The sequence below is a fragment of the Actinopolyspora lacussalsi subsp. righensis genome (genome assembly GCF_900116555.1).
Classification (GTDB): domain Bacteria; phylum Actinomycetota; class Actinomycetes; order Mycobacteriales; family Pseudonocardiaceae; genus Actinopolyspora; species Actinopolyspora lacussalsi.
The window spans coordinates 93072-113349 of the sequence record NZ_FPAT01000015.1 but is presented as its reverse complement, the minus strand read 5'-3'; the positions used below and the strand labels follow the sequence as shown (position 1 = coordinate 113349).

The following is a 20278-nucleotide window of genomic DNA, read 5'->3' as shown; positions in this document are numbered from 1 at the left end:
TTCCGTCAGCTCGGAAGCAACCAGGACAGCGTGCTCCAGGCGACCACCGCCGAAGGCAGCAACGAATCCATCCGGTCCATCAGACCACCGTGTCCCGGCAACAGGGTCCCCATGTCCTTGATGTCGAGATCCCGTTTGATCAACGACTCCATCAGGTCCCCGATGGTGGAACTGCACACCACCGCCAGGCCGAACAGCGCCCCCACCCACCAGGCGCCGCCGAGCAGCAGCCCGACGGAGAGCACTCCCCCGGCCACCCCGGAGAGCAGCGAACCGACGAATCCCTCCCACGACTTGTTGGGACTCACCCGGGGAGCCATCGGGTGTCGCCCGAACAGAACTCCGGAAGCGTAACCACCGGTGTCGGAGGCGACGACACCGATCATGAAGCACAGCGCGCGGAAACCCCCGTCGGAAGGAGCGACCAACATGGCCCCGAACGCGGCGAAGACGAAGACGTAGGCGGTGGTGAACACCGATGCCGTGACGTCACGCAGGTACCCATCGACCCCCAGTCGAACACGCCAGGCCAGACACGCCAGCGTCGTGAGGGCGAAGGCGACCAGAACGGCACGCAAGCCGTAAGGCCAGGACAACCAGATGATCGCCTGTCCACCCAGCAGGACGGGGAACAGCGCCAGTCGAATACCGGCCCCGCGCCGCAGCGCTCCCGCCAGCTCCAGAGCGGAGAGAGCCGCCGCCACGGCAACGATGCCGATGAACAGGTGGCGATAAGTCAGCAGAGCGGTGACGATTCCCGCGCCGAGCAACAACCCGACCGCCAACGCGGCGGGCAGGTTCCGGCCGGCGCGGGAAGGGCGTGCGGCATCGCCCGGCACGTCGGCCGACATTCCGGACTCACCTTCGCGCTGGTCAGCGGTTACCACGTCCTCAGACCTCGAGCAGTTCGTTTTCCTTGTGCTTGACCAGCTCGTCGATCTGGGAAACGTAGCGATGGGTGATGTTTTCCAATTCCTTCTCACCGCGCGTGCCCTCGTCCTCACCGACCTCACCGTCCTTGACGGTTCGATCGATCTCTTCCTTGGCCTTACGACGCAGGTTCCGCACGGTGATACGAGCGTCCTCGCCCTTCTGCTTGGCGAGCTTGGCCATCTCCTTACGCCGTTCCTCGGTCATCTCGGGGATCTGTATGCGGATGACGTTGCCGTCGTTGCTCGGATTGACCCCGAGATTGGAATCCCGAACAGCGCGTTCCATAGCACCGAGCTGACTGGCGTCGTACGGCTTGATGACCACGAGCTTCGCCTCGGGCACATTGATGCTCGCCAACTGATTCAACGGAGTCGGCGAACCGTAGTAGTTGACGACGATGCCGGAAAACATCGCCGGATTGGCACGGCCGGTCCGAACGGTGGACAGATCGTCCTTGGCCACCGTCACCGCCTTCTGCATCTTCTCCTCGGCTTCGAGAAGAGTCTCGTCAATCACGGCTGCTCCTTCGGTACGGGGCCGGCAGGCTCCGACGGGTTTGTCGACACTGGTTACCGCTCCGGCCGGGTGTGATCGCACCGGAGCCCGCTCAGGATCCCAGTACGAGTTCCGGGGAGTGCTAACCGGGGGTGCTGACCAGCGTCCCGATTTTCGCACCGCTGGCGGCACGGGCTATGTTGCCTTCCACCAGGAGATTGAAGACGAGAATCCGCATGTGATTGTCCATGCACAAGCTGAAAGCCGTCGCGTCGGCGACCTTCAGTCCCCGTTCCAGAACCTCGCGGTGGGTAATGCTGTCGAAGAGCTCCGCACCCGGTGTGGTCTTGGGATCGGCCGAGTAGACACCGTCCACCCCCTTCGCCAGCAACACCACCTCGGCACCGATCTCCAGAGCCCGCTGGGCGGCGGCCGTGTCGGTGGAGAAGTACGGCATACCGGTCCCGGCACCGAAAATGACGACGCGCCCCTTCTCCAGGTGCCGACTGGCGCGACGCGGAATGTAGGGTTCGGCGACCTGCCCCATGCTGATAGCGGTCATCACACGGGTGTCGATCCCGTGTTCACGCTCCAGGAAGTCCTGCAACGCCAGGCAGTTCATCGTGGTGCCCAGCATCGCCATGTAGTCACCGCGGGCGCGTTCCATACCGCGTTGCTGCAGCTCCGCACCGCGGAAGAAATTTCCGCCCCCGATGACGACCGCGACCTCGACCCCGTTGGCGACCACCTCGGCCAGCTGCCGCGCTACCGTACCCACGACGTCGGGATCGACCCCCACACTGCCGCCGCCGAACATCTCGCCACCCAGCTTGAGCAGTACTCGTCGGTAACCGGCCTCACCGACATGACCAGCGGGTACGCCGTCGTCAGTCACTCACTCCTCCTGAGAAAACGCCCCGCCCTCGGGCTGCGAAGGCGGGGCGCGGACATCGATTCCTGGATTCGTCCGGAAACGACGAGGACACGTACGGGTGCCGACTCACGTGCCGGATTCACATCCCGCTCGCTGGTGGTCCCGTTCCACGATCATTCCGGAACAGCTCCCGCTCGGAGTACTCCGCCGGACGCGGAACACTCCGGTGAACATCCTGGCCGCCGGAACCGCGGGGCGCACGACACGCACGATTCCGCGGCCGTCAACGCGAAGCTCAGGACTGACCGACTTCGAACCTCGCGAAGCGGGTGATGCTGACTCCGGCCTCGTCCAGCAGATCCTTGACGGAACGCTTGTTGTCCTGGACGGAGGGCTGGTCCAGCAGCACGTTGTCCTTGTAGAACCCGTTGAGCCTGCCCTCGATGATCTTGGGCATGGCCTTTTCCGGCTTGCCCTCGGAGCGGGCGGTCTCCTCCGCGATCCTGCGCTCGTTCTCGACGATGTCCTCGGGCACGTCCTCCCGAGAGAGGTACTGCGGCTTCAACGCCGCGATCTGCATCGCGGCACCCCGGGCGGCCTCCTCGTCGGAGCCGGTGTACTCGACCTGGACACCCACGGCGGGCGGCAGTCCCGCCGCACGACGGTGCAGGTAGGTGGTCACCTGGCCGTCGAAGGCGCTGATCCTGCGCAGTTCCAGCTTCTCACCGATCTTGGCGGACAGGTCGTGAATGGCCGTGCCGACGGTGCTGTCACCCAGCTTGGCTTCGCTGACCGTCTCGACGTCGGCCGAGCCCGCCTCCTTGGCGGCGGCCACGATCTTGTCGGCCAGTTCCACGAACTCGTCGTTCTTGGCGACGAAGTCCGTCTCGCTGTTGAACTCGATCAGGACGCCGTTACCGCCCGCGACCAGACCTTCCGCGGTGGAGCGCTCGGCCCGCTTGCCCACGTCCTTGGCGCCCTTGATGCGCAGGTTCTCGATCGCCTTGTCGAAGTCGCCCTCGGTCTCCTCGAGCGCCTTCTTGCAATCCATCATGCCGGAGCCGGTGACGTCGCGGAGACGCTTCACATCGGCCGCACTGTAGTTCGCCATCGTGCGTTGTCCGTCCTCGTCGGAGTGTGTACGCGGTGGGGAAATCGAAGTGACGGGGCGCGCCCGCCCGACAGGCGCGGGCACGCCCCCGTTCGTCAGGACTGCGCCGGCTGCTGGTCTGCCTCGGAGTTCGCGGCGGCCTCGGACTCACCGGAACCGGTCAGCAGTTCCTTCTCCCACTCCGCGAGCGGCTCCTCGGAAGCTGCCTGCTGGTTCTCGCCGGTCTCGGCGCTCTCGCCGCGGCCACTCCGGGCCATCAGGCCCTCCGCGACACCGTCCGCGACCACGCGGGTCAGCATGGCCGCCGAGCGGATCGCGTCGTCGTTGCCGGGGATGGGGTAGTCCACCTCGTCCGGATCACAGTTCGTGTCGAGGATGGCGACGATCGGGATCCCCAGCTTGCGGGCCTCACCGACCGCGATGTGCTCCTTCTTGGTGTCCACGATCCAGATCGCGCTCGGGACCTTGGACATGTCACGGATACCGCCGAGTGTGCGCTCCAGCTTCTCCTTCTCGCGGGTCAGCATCAAGATCTCCTTCTTGGTGCGCCCCTCGAAACCACCGGTCTGCTCCATCGTCTCCAGTTCCTTGAGACGCTGCAGCCGACGATGCACGGTCTGGAAGTTGGTGAGCATGCCGCCCAACCAGCGCTGGTTGACGAACGGCATGTTGACGCGCTGCGCCTGCTCGGCGATGGCTTCCTGCGCCTGCTTCTTCGTCCCGACGAACAGAATGGTGCCGCCGTGGGCGACGGTCTGCTTGACGAAGTCGTAAGCCCCGTCGATGTAGGACAGGGTCTTCTGCAGATCGATGATGTAGATGCCGTTGCGCTCGGTGAAGATGTAGCGCTTCATCTTCGGGTTCCAGCGGCGGGTCTGGTGCCCGAAATGCACACCGCTGTCGAGCAACTGCTTCATGGTGACGACGGCCATGGCCTGCTTCGCACCTCACGTGTCGGGCGCGCCGTCCGACGGCGCGCGATTTCGGTTGCCGTGATGAGCCGGGTGACCCACCACCCTGGTACGCGCGGAGCCGTCGCCCGGACACACTCGGTGATACCGGGACCGCGGACGCCTCCTCGTGACCGCCGCACCGTTGCCCCGCACCGGACCGTGCTTCCGCCACCGGCGGCGGAAACCCTCTCGCACCGGTTGCCGTACTCGGGCAACCCACACGGAGGCTCTCGTCGGGACCGATCCGCGGGGCTCGTCGGAACGAAGAACCCCGACCGATCCGAGAGACGGACTCCGAGCACGGAATCCGGAGGTGATGCGATCGATACGCGCGTACGCGAAGTCGAACTCGCCGGAGGACGAGTCGCGGGAACGAGTGTACGCCACAACAGGTGGCAACCACATCGCGGTGGCGATTTTCCACAGCTCCCCGATCGGTCCACCCGGTGGGAAATCGGGCCTGGCCGGTGAGCGCACGGCTCCGGCAGGGTGATCCGCATGCGTGGTTGGGCAGTAGCACTGGTGCTGGCTCTGGGAACCGGAACCGTCACCGCGTCGAGCGGCCCCGACGTTCCCGCGGCTCCCACCGGGGAACCCGCCGGCACGAGCACACCCGGGTTCCGGCTGCGTGATCCGTTGCGCGGGTCGGTGGAAGTGGTACGGGGGTTCCGAAAACCCCCGAACCGCTACGGTCCGGGCCATCGGGGAGTGGACCTACGGGCGTCTACCGGCGAAGCGGTTCTCGCCGCGGCGGCCGGAACGGTCGAACACGCCGGGTTCGTGGTGGACAGGCATGTGATCGCCATCGGCCACGGCAACGGCATGAGCACCACCTACGAACCCGTGCTCCCCGAAGTCACCGCCGGGCAGCCGGTCGAACGAGGCGAGATCATCGGCAGCGTAACCCGAGGTCACCCCGAATGCGCCGCGAAGAAGCCGCACACGTGCCTGCACTGGGGACTCCGCGACCACGACACCTATCTCGACCCGCTGCTCCGACTCGCCACGGGCGATGTCCGGCTACTGCCGTGGCGCGGCCCCGAGCGGGTACACCGCTCCAGCTCAGTTTCCCGGCTCGGTCAGTTTCCCCCGTAGGCGCAACACAGCCCTGGTGTGCAGCTGACACACCCTGGACTCGGTGACCCCGAGCACCTTTCCGATCTCGGCGAGGGTGAGATTCTCGAAGTAGTACAGCGTCACCACGATGCGGTCCCGTTCGCTCAGCCGCTCCACCGCCTCTGCCAGCTGACGTCTGCTGTCGCGGTCGACCAAGGTGTTGACCGGATCCTCGGCACGGTCGTCCGGCAGCGTTTCGGCCAGCGAAGCGGTGCCCCGCCCCACTCCGATGAGATCGTCGAGCGCCACCACACTGGTCATCTGCAGCTGCGCGAACAACTCACGCAGCTCCTCGACGGACAGCGAGAGTTCCTCGGCCAGTTCCGAGTCGGTGGCAGTGCGTTGCAGCTTGGCCTCCAGCCGCTCCAACGCGCGCTCGACGTCCCGGGCACGGCTGCGCACCGAACGCGGAACCCAGTCCTGCGCTCGCAGATCGTCGAGTATGGCCCCGCGAATACGCTGCATGGCATAGGTCTCGAACTTCAGTCCTCGCTCGGGTTCGAACTTCTCGATCGCGTCGACGAGTCCGAACACACCGGACTGGATCAGATCGGAGACCTCCACGTGGGCGGGCAGCCCGGTGCCGATACGGCCGGCCACGTACTTGACCAGCGGCGCGTAGTGCAGCACCAACCGGTCACGAAGCCGCTGTTCTCGGCTCCGGCCGAATGCCTGCCACAGTGCGACTATTCCGGCCTCCACGTCTTCGCCCTCACGATCCTCGGCGTGGCCCGCGGTGGCGGTACCGCCCTGCGGCCACCACGCCTTCCGAAGCATCGAGTCGAATCGGGAGACACCGTCGCCGCGGTGTCCGTTGCCGTGCCGGGGGTGCTGCTCCGTCTCCTCCGCCTCGTCGGCGGGCCGCATGCCTGATCGCGCGGTGGCCGCTCGGGCCGCGCCCCCGGCATCGTCAGGAACGGGGGTGGGTTCGCTCATGGATCGCCTTCAACCGTTCGACGGTCACGTGAGTGTAGAGCTGCGTTGTCGAAAGCGTAGCGTGACCGAGCAACTCCTGTACGCTACGCAGGTCCGCGCCTCCTTCCAGAAGATGCGTCGCAGCGGAGTGACGCAGACCGTGCGGGCTCAGCCGACCGGCGTCGCGGACGGTGCTGACGGCGTCGTGGACGATACGTCGCACACTGCGCGGATTGAGCCGAGCACCGCGAACACCGAGGAGCAGGGCGTTCCCCGATGCGGAACCGGACAGCTTCGGGCGTCCGATCTCCAACCAACGGGTCAGGGCACGTGCGGCCGGAACACCGAACGGAACCGCCCGCTGCCGGTCGGCCTTGCCGATTACGCGCAGCATGCTGCGTTCGTGATCGATGTGCTCCAGGTCGAGTCCGCACAGTTCGGAGACCCGCACACCGGTCGCGTAGAGCAGTTCGAGCACCGCGTGATCACGTAGCGCCACGGGGTCCTCCTGCTCGGCCCCGGCGGCGGCCGCACGCAGCGCCGAGTCCGCCTGATCCTCGCGAAGGACGGACGGCAACCCACGTGGGCCGCCCGGAACGGACAACCGAGGCCCGGGATCATCCGCCAACAGCTCCCGGCGATGCGCCCAAGCGGTGAAAGCCCTGACGGCCGCCGCACGACGGGCGAGTGTGGTTCTACTGGTACCTCGTTCGTGCTCGGCACTCAGCCAGGAACGAAGCGAGTCGATACCGAGTTCGTGAAGCCCCGAGGCCTCCCCCGCGTACTCGGCACCGAAGTGTTCCAGTAACGACACGACATCGGTGACGTAGGCACGCACGGTATGGCGGGACAGCCCTCTCTCCCACGCCAGGTACCGCTCGAAACGATCGACTGCCGTAGCCAGTTCGGTGGGAAGACCTCGACGGGTCGCGAGCAGGTCCGGTCTGGTCGACTGCTGGGAACGTTTCTGATTCATGCCGAGTGACGTCGCTGGGTGCATTCGCCGGATTCAAGTAGCACGACGCCACGATACGCGCTCGACATCTCACTGGTCGCAACGTGTCCATCCTCGATCGTCACACCGGACGAATCCGGAAATCTCCAACGCGCTCAGGCAGGTGACCACCGACTTTCGCGTTATCCCCGTCTCGTGTACCAGTTGTTCGACGGTACGACGCCGGGTCGGCGAGAGTGAATCGTGGACACGTTTGGAAACTTCGTCGAGTTCGTCCGTGGGACGCGGGGTGGGTTCACGTTCCGGCGCCCGGGCGGTACCGATATCCGAAACGAGCTCCAGCACGTCCGGGGCTCCGGTCACCAGTACGGCCTTTCCGGAACGGATCAACTCGTGGCAACCGGACGAATTGGCCGAGGTGACCGGTCCGGGCACGGCCATCACCGGCAGCCCCAGGGTGTCGGTGGTGGTCGCGGTGTTGCCCGCCCCGCTCCGGAGCCCCGCCTCCACCACCACGGTACCGTCGGTCACGGCGGCGATCAGGCGGTTGCGGACCAGGAACCGGTGTTTCCTCGGTGGTGTGCCGGGTGGGTACTCGCTGCACACCAGTCCGTTCTCGGCGATACGTGCGATGAGCCTGGCGTGTCCCGCCGGATAGTCGAGTTCCGGACCACAGGCCAGAATCGCCGCGGTGGCTCCACCGGCGGCGAGTGCACCGCGGTGTGCGGCACCGTCGATTCCGTAGGCGGCTCCCGAGACCACCGTCGTTCCGGAACGGGCCAGTTCGTACCCCAGTTCCGCCGCGCAGGACTCGCCGTAACCGGTCGCGGCACGGGCCCCGACCACCGCGACCGCACTGCGCGACACGGCTTCCGGTGAGACGTTCCCACGGCACCAGAGTGCCATCGGAGCGGCCAACCCGGACAATCCGACCTCGGTAGCTCCCTCCAGAAAGGCGCTCCGGGAACCGGGCCATTCCCCGTGTTCGGGAGTGACCAGCCGAATTCCGGACCGGTGGGCACGTTCCAGTAGTTCGGCACCGCACACGTGCTCACGACGAGCAGCGGTCTCGTTGACCACCGCGCCGGGAACGTTGCCCGACCGAATCCGGTCGGCGGCGATCTCGGCACCGTGCACCGCGACGAAACCGTAGGACGCCGGTGCCGGTGGTTCGACGACGGCGGAGAGATACGCCCAGGCACACAATCGCTCGTGGCTCACTGCTCCGGCGGAGACGCTCATGCGGTGCTCCTGTCACGGAACCGCAGGGCGGCGGCCACGTGATCCACGTCGGGGCGTTCCGCCCCGTCCAGATCACTCAACGTCCAGGCGACACGCAGACACCGGTCGGCTCCCCTCGCCGTCAACGCACCCGTGTCGAGTCCTTTGTCCAACAGTCTCGTTGCACTGTCCGGCAACGGGAACTCACGTCGTAGCACGGGGCCGGGAACTTCGGAGTTCGAACGCCAGCCGTGCTTCTCCCACCGCAGGAGAGCGGTTCGGTGTGCCCTTGAGACCCGCTCGCGCACCGTGGCGGAGGGTTCCGGGGGTTCGTCGTCGGGCAGTTCCATCGTGGACATCGGACGCATCCGCACCCACAGGTCGACACGGTCCAACAACGGCCCGGAAAGCCTGCTGAAGTACTTTCGCCGAGCGTGCGGTGTGCACTGGCAGTCGATGTCCCTGGCTGGTGCGCAGGGACACGGATTGGTGGCCATGACCAGCTGGAACCGGGCCGGATAGCGCAGGGTGCCCTCACTCCTGGACAACCGGATCTCCCCCTCCTCGAGGGCGGTCCGCATGGATTCCAGGCGTTTCGTCCCCCATTCGCAGGCTTCGTCCAGGAACAGCACCCCGTGATGGGCGCGACTGACGGCCCCCGGTCTGGCGAGTCCGGTTCCGCCGCCTATCAGGCCGGGAAGGGATATCGAGTGGTGCGGAGCCACGAACGGCGGAGTACGCAGCAGTGTGGCGTTCTCGGACAGTTCACCCGCGACGGAGTGCACCGCGGTGGTCTCCAGAGCCCGTGGTGCCGACAGTTCCGGAAGCAAGCCGGGCAGGCGCCCCGCCAACATCGTCTTGCCCGTCCCGGGCGGGCCGACCATCAGGAGATGATGGCCACCCGCCGCCGCTATCTCCAGTGCCCATCGCGCCTCCGGCTGCCCGAGGACGTCGACCAGATCCGGTGCCGGAGACGACCGAGGCACACCCTCGTCCGCCGGGTCGGGACCGGACCACAGCTCTCCGGCGCCCCGTGTCCAGTCGATCACCTCCCGCAGGGTCTCGGCACCGAGGATCTCGATCCGCTCGACGAGACCGGCTTCCCGCAGCCCTTCCAGCGGCACGACCGCACGTCGCATCCCACCCGCGACGGCTGCCAACAGTCCGGGCACGAGTCCGCGTACCGGACGGATACGACCGTCCAGTGCCAGCTCCCCGAAAAAGACCGTTCCGTCGAGCCTGCCGGCGGGCACGCGTTCGGCCCCGGCGAGCACCGCCATGGCCAGGGCGGTGTCGAACGAGGTTCCGGTCTTCGGCATGGCGGCCGGTGACAACGCCAGGGTGACGCAGGACTGCGGCCAGTGCTCCCCGGAGTTCCTGATCGCGGCACGGACCCGATTCTTCGATTCCTGCAGTGCCGCGTCCGGCAGCCCCAGCAGCTGAACACTGGGAATACCACCACTGCGGACGTCGGACTCGATCTCGACCAGCACACCGTCCACACCGAACAGCGCCACCGCCCAGGTGGTGTGCAGCGCCAACTCAGCACACCTCCTCGTGGTGCTCGATGCGCACCGGCGAGTCGGGTGGCCACAGCATGGACAGCACGTCGAACCGAACCGGACAGTTGCGGACGTCGTGGGCCCGGAGCCAGGCGGCGGCGACCTCTCGCAGTTTGCGTACCTTGTGCGGGCTCACCGCCTCGACCGGGGAACCGTAATCGATCCCGGATCGCGTCTTGACCTCACAGACGATCACACGGCGCCCGTCGGTACAGACGATGTCGAGCTCCCCCTGCGGGCAGCTCCAGTTACGGGAGAGCACCACCAGGCCCCGTTGCCGGAGATACTCCGCCGCCAGCCGCTCGCCCGCTCTCCCCAGGGCGTGTCTTCTGCCGTGCGTCTCGTCGTCCGAGACTGCTCCGATGATGGGTTTCGGTGTCATGGGCGCCTCCGGGATCGGTCGGATCGGACACTTCCAACCTGCACGGAGCGCTACGCGCCCACCAAACTCGAATCATTCGGTTGTGTAGCACCGCGGAAGATGTGGACAACCACGTGCCCGTGGCCCACCGATCCGTGCCGGAACTCGTCGACGTGGCCGATGTCGGCACGTGAGCCGGCCCGGCCACGTCCGAGAAGTGACGAGGGCCGGGGGAGACGACGAGCGGGCCCCCTGACGAGTCCCCGGCACTTCCCGTGGCACTCGACCCGCACACCGGACTCCTCGGGCCTAGGAGCGAACACGCGAACCGTCAGCCGAACGGCGTCCCGCTCTCCGGCAGCCGGAGTTCCGGCTTGTCGAGTTCCTCGACGTTGACGTCCTTGAACGTGATCACTCGAACGTTCTTGACGAACCGGGCGGGGCGATACATGTCCCAGACCCAGGCATCCGACATGACCACCTCGAAATACACCTCGGTATCCGAGTTGCGCACCTGAACGTCCACCCCGTTGGCCAGGTAGAAACGCCGTTCGGTCTCCACCACGTAGGTGAACTGACCGACGATGTCGCGGTACTCCTTGTAGAGTTGCAGCTCCATCTCGGTCTCGTACTTCTCGAGATCCTCGGCGCTCATGGCTGTGCGAGCCCTTTCCTGTCACTGATCGGTCCACGGATGCCCAATGGCGGCACTCCCATTGTCCATCACAGCTTGATCAAAAGCATCGAACAATCCGGATTCACTACTGTTGCCTCGTGGCGAACGCATACCGTGAGTGACCGCGGCCTCCACCACGTTCGAGTAACTCCAACGATGCTCCGTGGTGGGACCGTGTAACCGGAGAGCGGAGGTGTGTCGCGCTGTCGAATACCCTTTGTGCACGTCGAAACCGTATTCCGGGCACGAGACGTGCAACTCGTTCATCTTCCGGTCCCGGCTGACCTTCGCGAGCACGGAAGCCGCCGCCACGCAACCGGCCGCCCGGTCCCCCTTGCGCACTGCCACGCTGGGGGCGGCCAACCCCTCCACCCGGAAACCGTCGGTGAGCACGTAACCGGGATGAACCCCGAGACCGGCGACCGCACGGCGCATTCCTTCCAGGTTGGCGACGTGCACCCCCATCGCGTCGACCTCGGCCGGTTCGACCGAAACCACGCAGTATCCCACCGCCGAGGCACGGACGATCTCGAACCAGTGATCACGAGCACGCGCGGTGAGCAGCTTGGAGTCGGTCAAACCGTCGAACCGACGCCCCGAGCCCGCGCGCAGGACGCAGGCGGCGACCACCAACGGACCGGCGCAAGCGCCGCGCCCCGCCTCATCGACACCGGCCACGGGGCCGAGCCCCCGACGTTCCAGTGCGTTCTGCAGTGCCCAGCTACCGGAGTCCCTACGCACGATGGTGCGCGGCAACCCCAGCTCAGCGGATTTGTTCCGCAAGCTCAGTGTCGCTCCCACGTACGCGAGCGTGCTGCAACCAGCGAACCGCGGCGAGTCGACCACACGGCCGGTACGACCACCAGGTACCGCAGTCCTTCCCAGCCGGGGGATCCGGACCACGAATCCTCGTCAGGACCGAGCGCCACGGCCTGCGGGTTCGATTCCTCGATACCTTGCCACCGTCCGGGCGGCAACAGAATCACCTGCGCCTTACCGACCACGTTGTCGACCGGGACGGCACCGGCGCGGCCACCACCCCCCTGGTACCTGGAGTCCAGCGAGTTGTTCCGGTTGTCCCCCATGACCCAGAGGTGATCCTCCGGCACGGTCACCGGACCGAACTCCTCCTGCTCCTGCGGAGATCCGGGAGCCCAGTAGATGTAGGGCTCGTCGAGCGGCTCGCCCTCCACCAGAACCCGGTTCTGCTCGTCACAGCACTCCACGGTCTGCCCGCCGGTGGCGATCACGCGCTTGACGAAGTCCTTCTCGACGGGCTCGACCAGGTGGAGCAGCGAACCGATGCGGTAGGAGAAACCGACCACCGGATTGGCGGGTTCGGATACACCGCCCTCGTCGGCCATCCAGCTCTTCGGTCCGCTGAACACGACCACGTCGCCCGGCTGGGGATCGCTGAACCGATAGGTGATCTTGTCGACGAGGATCCGGTCGTTGCTGCATCCGTCACAGCCGTGCAGCGTCTGCTCCATCGAGCGTGAAGGGATCAGGAACACCCGCGCGACGAACAGCTGCAGCAGCACGGTCAGCACCAGAGCGGTACTTATCAGGACGAACAGTTCCCACCAGAAGGAGCCCTTCCTGGACTTTCCGGACCGCTTCGAGGCGTTTCGCGCCGAGGAGCGCGTCTCGTCCGCCTGTTCGGCGGCTGCCTGCTCGTCCGAGGAGCCCTCCGCAGGGTCCTCGTCGGGTCCTTGGGAACGCATGACGTCGGCCACGCGGCCAGGCTACTGGATACACGAAGCCCGTCTCCCGCGACCCCACGACGGAACACGCGTAACAGTCGCCGGATTCATCACGGTTGCGGTGCACTTTTACCGATCTGTCACGATCACCCCGCGCGGTTGTCGAGTCGGGTGACCGACGATCGGGCACGATGTCCCGGAACCAACCGGGTCGGTTTCACCTGATCGAAGGAAACCAGCCGACACGAATCACCGCTTCCGAAGGCACGTGGCCGATGCCACTGCTCCGTGGGGCGCCCGAGAAGCGGGGCGGAGGACTCCGAGCACTCGGGAACTCCGAGCACTCGGGAACTCCGAGTACTCGGGAGCGGAACGACAAAATGCACGGCCCCGAGCCTCGGGACCGTGCATCGTCGATGGCGTTCCGCCCGGTGGTCGATAGCTGCCACCGGCGCGGCAGCGCGTCAGGAGGAGGACTTGGCCAGCTTCTTCTCCTTGACTCGCGCAGCCTTGCCGACCCGGTTACGCAGGTAGTACAGCTTCGCCCGCCGAACGTCGCCACGTGTGGCGACCTCGATCTTGGCGATGTTGGGGCTGTGCACCGGGAAAGTCCGCTCCACGCCGACACCGAAGGAGACCTTGCGAACGGTGAAGGTCTCCCGGATGCCACCGCCCTGCCGGCGGATGACCACACCCTGGAAGACCTGGACACGCTCGCGCGAACCCTCGATGACGCGGACGTGGACCTTCAGCGTGTCGCCGGGCCGGAAGTCTGGGATGTCGGAACGCATCGACTGGGCGTCCAGCGCGTCCAGCTTGTTCATCGGTGGTCCGTCCTCATCCGTGTCGTTGAACGTTCACTCACGACAGTGAAATCTGTTCGGGCGAGCCGCGACTCGCGTCACGGCGACCGATCCGCCTCTCGGCCCTGACGGGCCGCGCGGATTCCCCTGTGACCTACCCGACAACACCGATCGGGCCCCGGGTAGTCACCGAGTCGTTTTGCGTCACCTCGTACCACGAGGAAGACGTCCGCCGGAGCGGAAAAGCGATTACCGGTGGTACTGCCACCGCACCGGTCGCATTGTCTCACCGGGCAGCTTATCAGTCGGGTTCGTCGCCTCCGAACGAGCCCCGACGTCACCGGACACCAGAGCGTCGAAGCGACCCTCCCCCGGCAAGCGAGCCCGGCGGACTCGCCGTTCCCGCTATTCCTCGCCGGACGAGGCACGCTCCCGTCGCAACCGGTCCAGCAGTGCCCGGTCGTGCTCGTCCAGTTCCTCCGGAGGGAGCGTGTCGAGCAGCTCGGGACGGCGACGCAGCGTACGTTCCAAACCCTGCTCCCTGCGCCAGCGACGCACCGCCGCGTGGTCACCGGAGCGCAGCACATCGGGGACGGAGAGCCCCCGCCAGGTTTCCGGGCGCGTGTAGCTCGGCCCCTCCAGCAGTCCGTCCGAGAACGAGTCCTGCTCCGCCGAGGCCGGGTTACCGAGTACCCCGGGCAACAACCGCACCACGGCCTCGATCATGGTCAGCGCGGCCACCTCACCACCGACGAGGACGTAATCACCGATGGAGACCTCCTCGACCGGCATCCTCCGGGCGGCGTCGTCGATGACTCGCTGGTCGATGCCTTCGTAACGGCCACAGGCGAAGATCAGGCGCTCTTCGCGGGCCCAGCGACGGGCAGTGTGCTGGTCGAACGGCACCCCGGCGGGCGTGGGGACGACCAGGCGGGGGGTTTCCGCCGCCTCGGCGGCCACGCTGTCGAGCGCCTCACCCCACACGTCCGGTTTCATCACCATGCCGGGACCGCCCCCGTAGGGACTGTCATCGACCGAGCGATGGACATCGTGGGTCCAGTCACGCAGGTCGTAGACCCCCACGGAGAGCCTGCCCCGCTCGATCGCCTTCCCCAACAGGGCCTCCCGTACCGGAGCCAGATAATCGGGAAAGATCGTCAACACGTCGATCCGCAACACAGCTCCCTTCCGGGGTCGGGCCGCCGACCAGTCGAACCGCACGGCCGCGAGCCGAGGCCACGGCGGGAAACACGCACCGGACTCGGGGGCGGGACCGTGAACGGACGTTCCCCGGTGGGGAACGGCGGTTCGTCATCGGCTCAGAAGAGTTCCAGGAGCCCCTCGGGAGGGTCGATGGTGACGGTGCCGTGGTCGGTGTCCACGTCGACGACGATGTCGGCGACGAACGGCACCAGGGCCTCCCGTCCGTCCGGGAGCGACAACCGCAACAACTCCCCCGCCGGGGCGTGCAGCACACCGAGCAGACTGCCCAGCTCGGCACCGTCCGGGCGGACCGCCCGCAGCCCTTCCAACTCGTGGTCGTGGAACTCGTCCGGATCCTCGAGTTGTTCCAGTTCCTCCGGCCGAACGCCGAGCAGCACGCCCCGAAGGCGCTCGGCGTCCTCACGCGTGGTCACTTCGACGGCTTTGACCAGCAGCCGTCCGGCGTGCCACCGGACGGCCGCCAGTTCGAGCGACTCGGGACGCGTTCCCCGGGACTTCCACAGCACTCCGAGTACGGCGCCCACGACGAAACGTCGTTCCGGACTGTCCGTGCGGATCTCCACTACCAACTCGCCCTGGATTCCGTGCGGTTTGACCACACGGCCGACCACGAGTGGAGCCGCCTGTTGCTCGGCCATCATGGGGTTCTCAGCGATCGGTATCGACCACGTCGACCCTGATGCCACGGCCGCCCACGCCGGAAACGACGGTGCGCAACGCGGTGGCGGTCCGACCACCCCGGCCGATCACCTTGCCAAGGTCGTCGGGATTGACGTGAACTTCGAGAGTACGACCACGACGAGTGGTCAACGACTCGACACGCACCTCGTCGGGATTGTCAACGATCCCCCGGACGAGGTGCTCCAACGCGTCGGCGAGGACAGTCACTCCTGGCCTTCCTCGGCCTGCTCCTTGTTCTCGTCCGCAGCGGCGGAGGACTCGGACTTCTTGCCGCCACCCTTCTTCTTCGGGGTGGTGGCGTCCGCGCCCGGCTCCTCGTCGGCGGCGGCCAGCGCTGCCTCGAAAAGCTCCTGCTTGGGGGTCTTGGCTTCCTTCACCTGCAGCGAGCCCTCGGCTCCGGGAAGCCCCTTGAACTTCTGCCAGTCACCGGTGACCTTGAGCAGGTGCTGAACCCGCTCGGTGGGCTGGGCACCGACGCCGAGCCAGTACTGCGCACGCTCGGAGTTCACCTGGATGTGACTCGGCTGCTGCTTGGGGTGGTACTGGCCGATGGTCTCGATGTCCCTGCCGTCACGGCGGGTCTTCGCGTCGGCCACGACAATACGGTAGTGCGGTTCACGGATCTTGCCCAACCGCATCAACTTGATCTTAACTGCCACGGGTGGTGGTGCTCCTCAAACTCTCGTTCGTGCTCCGGTGAGCATCACTGTGCACCGGCGCCGGAAGCGCCGGGATGCTCATACTTCGACCAGCCACGAAGCGGTGAGAGAGCCCGCTCGTGGCGAACAGCTCCCTATTGTGCCAGACCCGTTTTCGGGCAGGAGCCCACGGTCTCCGGCTCGGGCACACCGCCGGAGCGGAAGGTCCCGAGGAACGGATCCCCGACCGGTCTCTCAGGCAGGCAACATGCCCAGCGACATGAGCAACAGCCCCAGCGCGGGCAGGAAGTTGTTCACCTGGTGTGCCACGACGCTAGCAGTCAACCTTCCGGTAACCAGGCGGGCCAGCCCTATCGGGACCGCTATCACGATCAGCAGCAGCGTACGGGCGGGCTCGAAGTGCCCGATGGCGAATATCGCGGTGGTGAGCAGAAAAACGGTCAGCTGGCTGAACCTGAGCCGCTCCATCGCTCCCCAGAGCAGACCGCGGTAGAGCAGCTCCTCGCAGACCGGTGCGATCAGCCACACGTGCAGAAAAATGATCACTGCCAGCACCGGGGGAAGTCGGATGTCCTCGAGCAGACTTCCCACGGCGGAGTTGGCCTGATCCGCACCGACCCAGCGGGTCCAGAGCGCCGAGGCGACGGTACTCAGCACCAACCCGCAGAAACCGATGATCAGCCCCGTCCGCACATCGGAGCGTCGCCACCGCAGCCCGAAGTCCCGCACCGGCCCGTTCCCACGCACCATGGTCGCGACGACGGCCACCAGACCGGCCAGCACCGTGGGAGCCATCAGCACGAGCACGAAAACGGGCCCCATCCAACCCTGCTCACCGAAGTCCCCGACCAGGGCCGCGAGTCCCACCGATACCAGCACGAACACGGCCTCCGCGAGGAAGAAGGCCCCGAAGCCCCATCGCGGGCCCGTCACCACGGTCGACCCGCCGTCCGGACTCGGAATGGCCGCGTCGGACTGTTCCGGATCAACGTCTCCGCCGGATCCGGATGACTGCGGTGCCGTCACGGGCGCCTCCGTGCGATCCAGGTGACTTCCGGGGCCCGGAACGATCCGTCCCCGCCGGGTCGACAGACTACCGCCGACATCGGGGGGTCGGCACCTGGATATACCACCGGGACGGGACGCGCGGATCCGAGGAGTGACCACCGGAGTGGTTCGTCACCGCAGCACACCGCCGCGCAACAGGATCCGCTCCGGGGAGCGCAGCGCGTCCAGATCAGCCCGCGGGTCCGAGGCGTAGCAGACCAGATCGGCCTCGGCACCGTGCTCCAACCCCGCGAAGCCGAGCCAGCGGCGGGCGGACCAGGTCGCGGCGCCCAGCGCCTGTTCCCGAGACATCCCCACCCGGTGCAACGCGACGATCTCGTCGACGAGCCTGCCGTGCTCGATACCACCACCGGCGTCGGTGCCCGCGTAGACGGGAACTCCGGCCTCGACGGCCTTGCGCACGGTGCGGTCTCCGTCACGATGGAGCCGGTGCATGTGTGACGCGTAGTCCGGATACTTGGTGGCGGCGGCCGCGAAGGCGGGGAAGTTCTCGATATTGATCAGTGTGGGGACCAGCGCGATGCCGTCACGCGCCATCCGTTCGATCATCGCGTCGTCGAGCCCCGTGCCGTGCTCGATGCAGTCGATCCCCGCGTCCAGCAGCCCTGCCAGCGCCTGTTTCCCGAAGACGTGCGCGGTGACCCGGGCCCCGTGTCGATGCGCGGTCTCGACGGCCTTGTGCAGCACGTCCGGGTTCCAGAGCGGAGCCAGGTCCCCCACCGAACGGTCTATCCAGTCACCGACCAGCTTGACCCAACCGTCGCCCTGGGCGGCCTGTCTCGCCACCGCTTCCGGAAGCTCCTCCGGGTCGTCGAGCTGTTCGGCGAGATTCGGTATGTAGCGCTTCGGCCGTGCCAGATGCCTACCGGCGCGAATGATCCGGGGAAGGTCGGGACGGGACTGGAGCGGCGTGGTGTCCACCGGAGAGCCACAGTCCCTGATCAACAGGGTCCCCGCTGCCGCGTCGGTCTCCGCCTGGGTCACCGCCTCGTCGAGGTCCACCGGGCCGTCCGGACCGATACCGACGTGGCAGTGTGCGTCGACGGGACCGGGCAGCACGTACCCACCGTCGAGGATGGTGACGGCGTCCTCGATCGGTTCGGTGCTGATCAGACCGTCACTGATCCACAGATCACGCGATCTTCCCTCGGGCAGCAGCACGCCACGCAGGTGCAGAGCCGTCACGAACGCTCCTCGGTCATCGAACCGCTCCTCGCGACCGGGGCCGGACCTCGGCCACGGACCCGCGTTCCACGGGCCCGTGGGGTGCCTCCGGTCGGACGCTTCCGGTGATACCGCTTCCCGGGGCGCTCGCCGACCGCTTCGGGACTCCGGTGAGCGACCGCGAGCGCGGTTTTACTTCTTCTTCTTGCCGAAGTCGAGCTTCGACGGGTCGAATCCGGGGGGAAGCTGGTTGAGCCCGCCCGTCAGCTGGGACGGGTCGGCACCCTGCTGGCCTCCGGGCATGCCGGGAAGACCACCGGGCATACCGCCGCGCGCCGCCTTGGGCTGCGTCGACCCCTTGTTCTTGCCCTTCTTGCCCTTCTTGCCCTTGTCCTTCTTGGTGGCCTTACGGCCCCCACCACCACCGCCGCCGAACTGGCCCGCCATCTGCTGCATCATCTTGCGGGCCTCGAAGAACCTGCTGACCAGGTCGTTGATGTCGCTGACCCGCACACCGGAGCCATTGGCGATCCGCTGCCTGCGAGAGGCGTTGATGATCTTCGGGTCGGCACGTTCGGCCGGGGTCATGCCCCGGATGATGGCCTGCACCCTGTCGAGGTGCGCCTCGTCGAAGTTGGCGAGCTGGTCCTTCATCTGGTTGGCACCGGGCAGCATGCCGACCAGATTCTGCAACGGCCCCATACGCCGGACCGCCTGCATCTGCTCCAGGAAGTCCTCCAACGTGAGCTCGCCGGTGCCGAGCTTCTCGGCGGCCTGCTCGGCGCGATCCGCGTCGAAGGCCTGCTCGGCCTGCTCGATCAGCGTGAGCATGTCGCCCATGCCGAGGATACGACTGGCCATCCGGTCGGGATGGAAGACGTCGAAGTCCTCGATCTTCTCGCCGTTGGAGGCGAACATGATGGGCTCACCGGTGACCTGGCGGACCGACAGCGCGGCACCACCCCGCGCGTCACCGTCGAGCTTGGTCAGCACCACGCCGTTGAAACCGACTCCGTCACGGAACGCCTCGGCGGTGCTCACGGCGTCCTGACCGATCATGGCGTCGACCACGAACAGGATCTCGTTCGGATTCACCGCGTCGCGGATGTCCGAGGCCTGCTGCATCATCTCCTCGTCGACACCGAGGCGTCCCGCGGTGTCGACGATGACGACGTCGTGCTGGGCACGTTCCGCCTCGGCGACACCGCGACGCGCGACGTCCACGGGGTCGCCGACACCGTTGCCCGGTTCGGGAGCGAAGACCGGCGAACCGGCACGCTCCCCCACCACCTGCAACTGCGTCACGGCGTTGGGGCGCTGCAGGTCGCAGGCCACGAGCATCGGGGTGTGTCCCTGCCCGGCGAGCCACTTGGCCAGCTTGCCCGCCAACGTGGTCTTACCGGAACCCTGCAACCCCGCGAGCAGGATCACCGTGGGTGGCTTCTTCGCGAGCGTGAGATCCCGCTTCTCGCCACCGAGGATGCCGACCAGCTCCTCGTTGACGATCTTGATCACTTGCTGGGCGGGATTGAGGGCCTGGGACACCTCGGTGCCCTTGGCTCGCTCCTTGACTCCCGAGATGAAGCCGCGCACCACCGGCAGTGCCACGTCGGCTTCCAGCAACGCGATACGGATCTCGCGCGCGGTGGCGTCGATGTCCGCCTCGGACAGGCGCCCTTTGCCGCGCAGGTTCTTCAGGACCGAAGTGAGCCGGTCGGAAAGAGTGTCGAACACGGGGTCACGGGCTCCAGAGTCGTCGATGTTCCTACGCCGAGGGTAACCGCCCACCTACGGTGCCCGAAGG

22 protein-coding genes are annotated in these 20278 nt (G+C 66.8%); 1 reads left to right on the top strand and 21 read right to left on the bottom strand.

Annotation, left to right across the window (positions count from 1 at the left end; all coding sequences use genetic code 11):
• Positions 1–5: 5 nt before the first annotated feature.
• The 5 genes from BM394_RS21125 to rpsB form a co-directional block, all read right to left on the bottom strand.
• Positions 6–851 carry a phosphatidate cytidylyltransferase gene (locus tag BM394_RS21125; RefSeq protein WP_092981361.1) on the bottom strand — a complete coding sequence of 282 codons (846 nt, stop codon included), beginning with the start codon at positions 849–851 and terminating at the stop codon, positions 6–8.
• A gap of 40 nt (positions 852–891) precedes the next feature.
• Positions 892–1449, bottom strand: coding sequence for a ribosome recycling factor (gene frr, locus BM394_RS21120; protein ID WP_092632036.1), 558 nt, complete (start codon positions 1447–1449; stop codon positions 892–894).
• Between the two features lie 121 nt (positions 1450–1570).
• Complete coding sequence (pyrH, locus tag BM394_RS21115; protein WP_092981303.1) at positions 1571–2323, bottom strand: UMP kinase; 753 nt, start codon at positions 2321–2323, stop codon at positions 1571–1573.
• A 274-nt stretch (positions 2324–2597) separates the two neighbouring features.
• Positions 2598–3413: a translation elongation factor Ts gene (tsf, locus tag BM394_RS21110; protein ID WP_092981302.1), complete on the bottom strand. Its 816-nt coding sequence runs from the start codon at positions 3411–3413 to the stop codon at positions 2598–2600.
• Positions 3414–3508: 95 nt separating this feature from the next.
• Entirely contained in the window at positions 3509–4345 is an 837-nt protein-coding gene (rpsB, locus tag BM394_RS21105) for a 30S ribosomal protein S2 (protein WP_092981301.1), read from the bottom strand.
• A 519-nt stretch (positions 4346–4864) separates the two neighbouring features.
• On the opposite strand from rpsB, the gene BM394_RS21100 reads away from it, so the two are divergent.
• The gene (locus tag BM394_RS21100; RefSeq protein WP_139235282.1) at positions 4865–5461 is read left to right on the top strand and encodes a M23 family metallopeptidase; all 597 of its coding nucleotides are present in this window, start codon (positions 4865–4867) and stop codon (positions 5459–5461) included.
• On the opposite strand, the gene whiG is transcribed toward BM394_RS21100, so the two are convergent.
• From whiG to ffh, 16 genes are all read right to left on the bottom strand, one after another.
• A complete protein-coding gene (gene whiG, locus BM394_RS21095; RefSeq protein ID WP_175530204.1) occupies positions 5429–6418 on the bottom strand; it encodes an RNA polymerase sigma factor WhiG in 990 nt (329 codons plus the stop codon). The genes BM394_RS21100 and whiG overlap by 33 nt on opposite strands.
• Complete coding sequence (locus BM394_RS21090) at positions 6393–7373, bottom strand: tyrosine recombinase XerC (protein ID WP_092981298.1); 981 nt, start codon at positions 7371–7373, stop codon at positions 6393–6395. Before BM394_RS21090 ends, whiG begins: the two co-directional genes overlap by 26 nt.
• A gap of 69 nt (positions 7374–7442) precedes the next feature.
• Positions 7443–8594 (bottom strand): DNA-processing protein DprA, encoded by a 1152-nt coding sequence (dprA, locus tag BM394_RS21085; protein WP_092981297.1) that lies wholly within the window; start codon positions 8592–8594, stop codon positions 7443–7445.
• Complete coding sequence (locus tag BM394_RS21080) at positions 8591–10114, bottom strand: YifB family Mg chelatase-like AAA ATPase (protein ID WP_092981296.1); 1524 nt, start codon at positions 10112–10114, stop codon at positions 8591–8593. Before BM394_RS21080 ends, dprA begins: the two co-directional genes overlap by 4 nt.
• Position 10115: 1 nt before the next feature.
• Positions 10116–10517, bottom strand: a complete 402-nt coding sequence (locus BM394_RS21075) for a YraN family protein (RefSeq protein WP_092981295.1) — start codon at positions 10515–10517, stop codon at positions 10116–10118.
• A 310-nt stretch (positions 10518–10827) separates the two neighbouring features.
• Complete coding sequence (locus BM394_RS21070) at positions 10828–11151, bottom strand: DUF2469 domain-containing protein (RefSeq protein ID WP_043572207.1); 324 nt, start codon at positions 11149–11151, stop codon at positions 10828–10830.
• A gap of 21 nt (positions 11152–11172) precedes the next feature.
• Positions 11173–11955 carry a ribonuclease HII gene (locus BM394_RS21065; RefSeq protein WP_217643647.1) on the bottom strand — a complete coding sequence of 261 codons (783 nt, stop codon included), beginning with the start codon at positions 11953–11955 and terminating at the stop codon, positions 11173–11175.
• Positions 11956–11957: 2 nt separating this feature from the next.
• Positions 11958–12908 (bottom strand): signal peptidase I, encoded by a 951-nt coding sequence (gene lepB, locus BM394_RS21060; protein ID WP_175530203.1) that lies wholly within the window; start codon positions 12906–12908, stop codon positions 11958–11960.
• A 431-nt stretch (positions 12909–13339) separates the two neighbouring features.
• Positions 13340–13699 (bottom strand): 50S ribosomal protein L19, encoded by a 360-nt coding sequence (rplS, locus tag BM394_RS21050; protein ID WP_043572209.1) that lies wholly within the window; start codon positions 13697–13699, stop codon positions 13340–13342.
• 384 nt (positions 13700–14083) lie between these two features.
• Positions 14084–14854 (bottom strand): tRNA (guanosine(37)-N1)-methyltransferase TrmD, encoded by a 771-nt coding sequence (trmD, locus tag BM394_RS21045; RefSeq protein WP_092981355.1) that lies wholly within the window; start codon positions 14852–14854, stop codon positions 14084–14086.
• A gap of 143 nt (positions 14855–14997) precedes the next feature.
• Positions 14998–15540, bottom strand: coding sequence for a ribosome maturation factor RimM (gene rimM, locus BM394_RS21040; protein WP_092981353.1), 543 nt, complete (start codon positions 15538–15540; stop codon positions 14998–15000).
• A gap of 10 nt (positions 15541–15550) precedes the next feature.
• Entirely contained in the window at positions 15551–15790 is a 240-nt protein-coding gene (locus tag BM394_RS21035; protein WP_092632068.1) for an RNA-binding protein, read from the bottom strand.
• Positions 15787–16242: a 30S ribosomal protein S16 gene (gene rpsP, locus BM394_RS21030; protein WP_092632071.1), complete on the bottom strand. Its 456-nt coding sequence runs from the start codon at positions 16240–16242 to the stop codon at positions 15787–15789. Before rpsP ends, BM394_RS21035 begins: the two co-directional genes overlap by 4 nt.
• Positions 16243–16476: 234 nt before the next feature.
• The gene (locus BM394_RS21025; RefSeq protein WP_092981293.1) at positions 16477–17268 is read right to left on the bottom strand and encodes a CPBP family intramembrane glutamic endopeptidase; all 792 of its coding nucleotides are present in this window, start codon (positions 17266–17268) and stop codon (positions 16477–16479) included.
• Between the two features lie 153 nt (positions 17269–17421).
• Positions 17422–18495, bottom strand: a complete 1074-nt coding sequence (locus BM394_RS21020; RefSeq protein ID WP_175530202.1) for a metal-dependent hydrolase family protein — start codon at positions 18493–18495, stop codon at positions 17422–17424.
• 171 nt (positions 18496–18666) lie between these two features.
• Positions 18667–20208 carry a signal recognition particle protein gene (ffh, locus tag BM394_RS21015; RefSeq protein WP_092981291.1) on the bottom strand — a complete coding sequence of 514 codons (1542 nt, stop codon included), beginning with the start codon at positions 20206–20208 and terminating at the stop codon, positions 18667–18669.
• Positions 20209–20278: the final 70 nt, after the last annotated feature.

Bases quoted from the DNA above. Each gene is read 5' to 3' on its own strand.
- BM394_RS21125 (WP_092981361.1), bottom strand. From the start codon at position 851: ATGTCGGCCGACGTGCCGGGCGATGCCGCACGCCCTTCCCGCGCCGGC.
- tsf (WP_092981302.1), bottom strand. From the start codon at position 3,413: ATGGCGAACTACAGTGCGGCCGATGTGAAGCGTCTCCGCGACGTCACC.
- rpsB (WP_092981301.1), bottom strand. From the start codon at position 4,345: ATGGCCGTCGTCACCATGAAGCAGTTGCTCGACAGCGGTGTGCATTTC.
- BM394_RS21100 (WP_139235282.1), top strand. From the start codon at position 4,865: ATGCGTGGTTGGGCAGTAGCACTGGTGCTGGCTCTGGGAACCGGAACC.
- whiG (WP_175530204.1), bottom strand. From the start codon at position 6,418: ATGAGCGAACCCACCCCCGTTCCTGACGATGCCGGGGGCGCGGCCCGA.
- BM394_RS21090 (WP_092981298.1), bottom strand. From the start codon at position 7,373: ATGAATCAGAAACGTTCCCAGCAGTCGACCAGACCGGACCTGCTCGCG.
- dprA (WP_092981297.1), bottom strand. From the start codon at position 8,594: ATGAGCGTCTCCGCCGGAGCAGTGAGCCACGAGCGATTGTGTGCCTGG.
- BM394_RS21075 (WP_092981295.1), bottom strand. From the start codon at position 10,517: ATGACACCGAAACCCATCATCGGAGCAGTCTCGGACGACGAGACGCAC.
- BM394_RS21070 (WP_043572207.1), bottom strand. From the start codon at position 11,151: ATGAGCGCCGAGGATCTCGAGAAGTACGAGACCGAGATGGAGCTGCAA.
- rplS (WP_043572209.1), bottom strand. From the start codon at position 13,699: ATGAACAAGCTGGACGCGCTGGACGCCCAGTCGATGCGTTCCGACATC.
- rimM (WP_092981353.1), bottom strand. From the start codon at position 15,540: ATGGCCGAGCAACAGGCGGCTCCACTCGTGGTCGGCCGTGTGGTCAAA.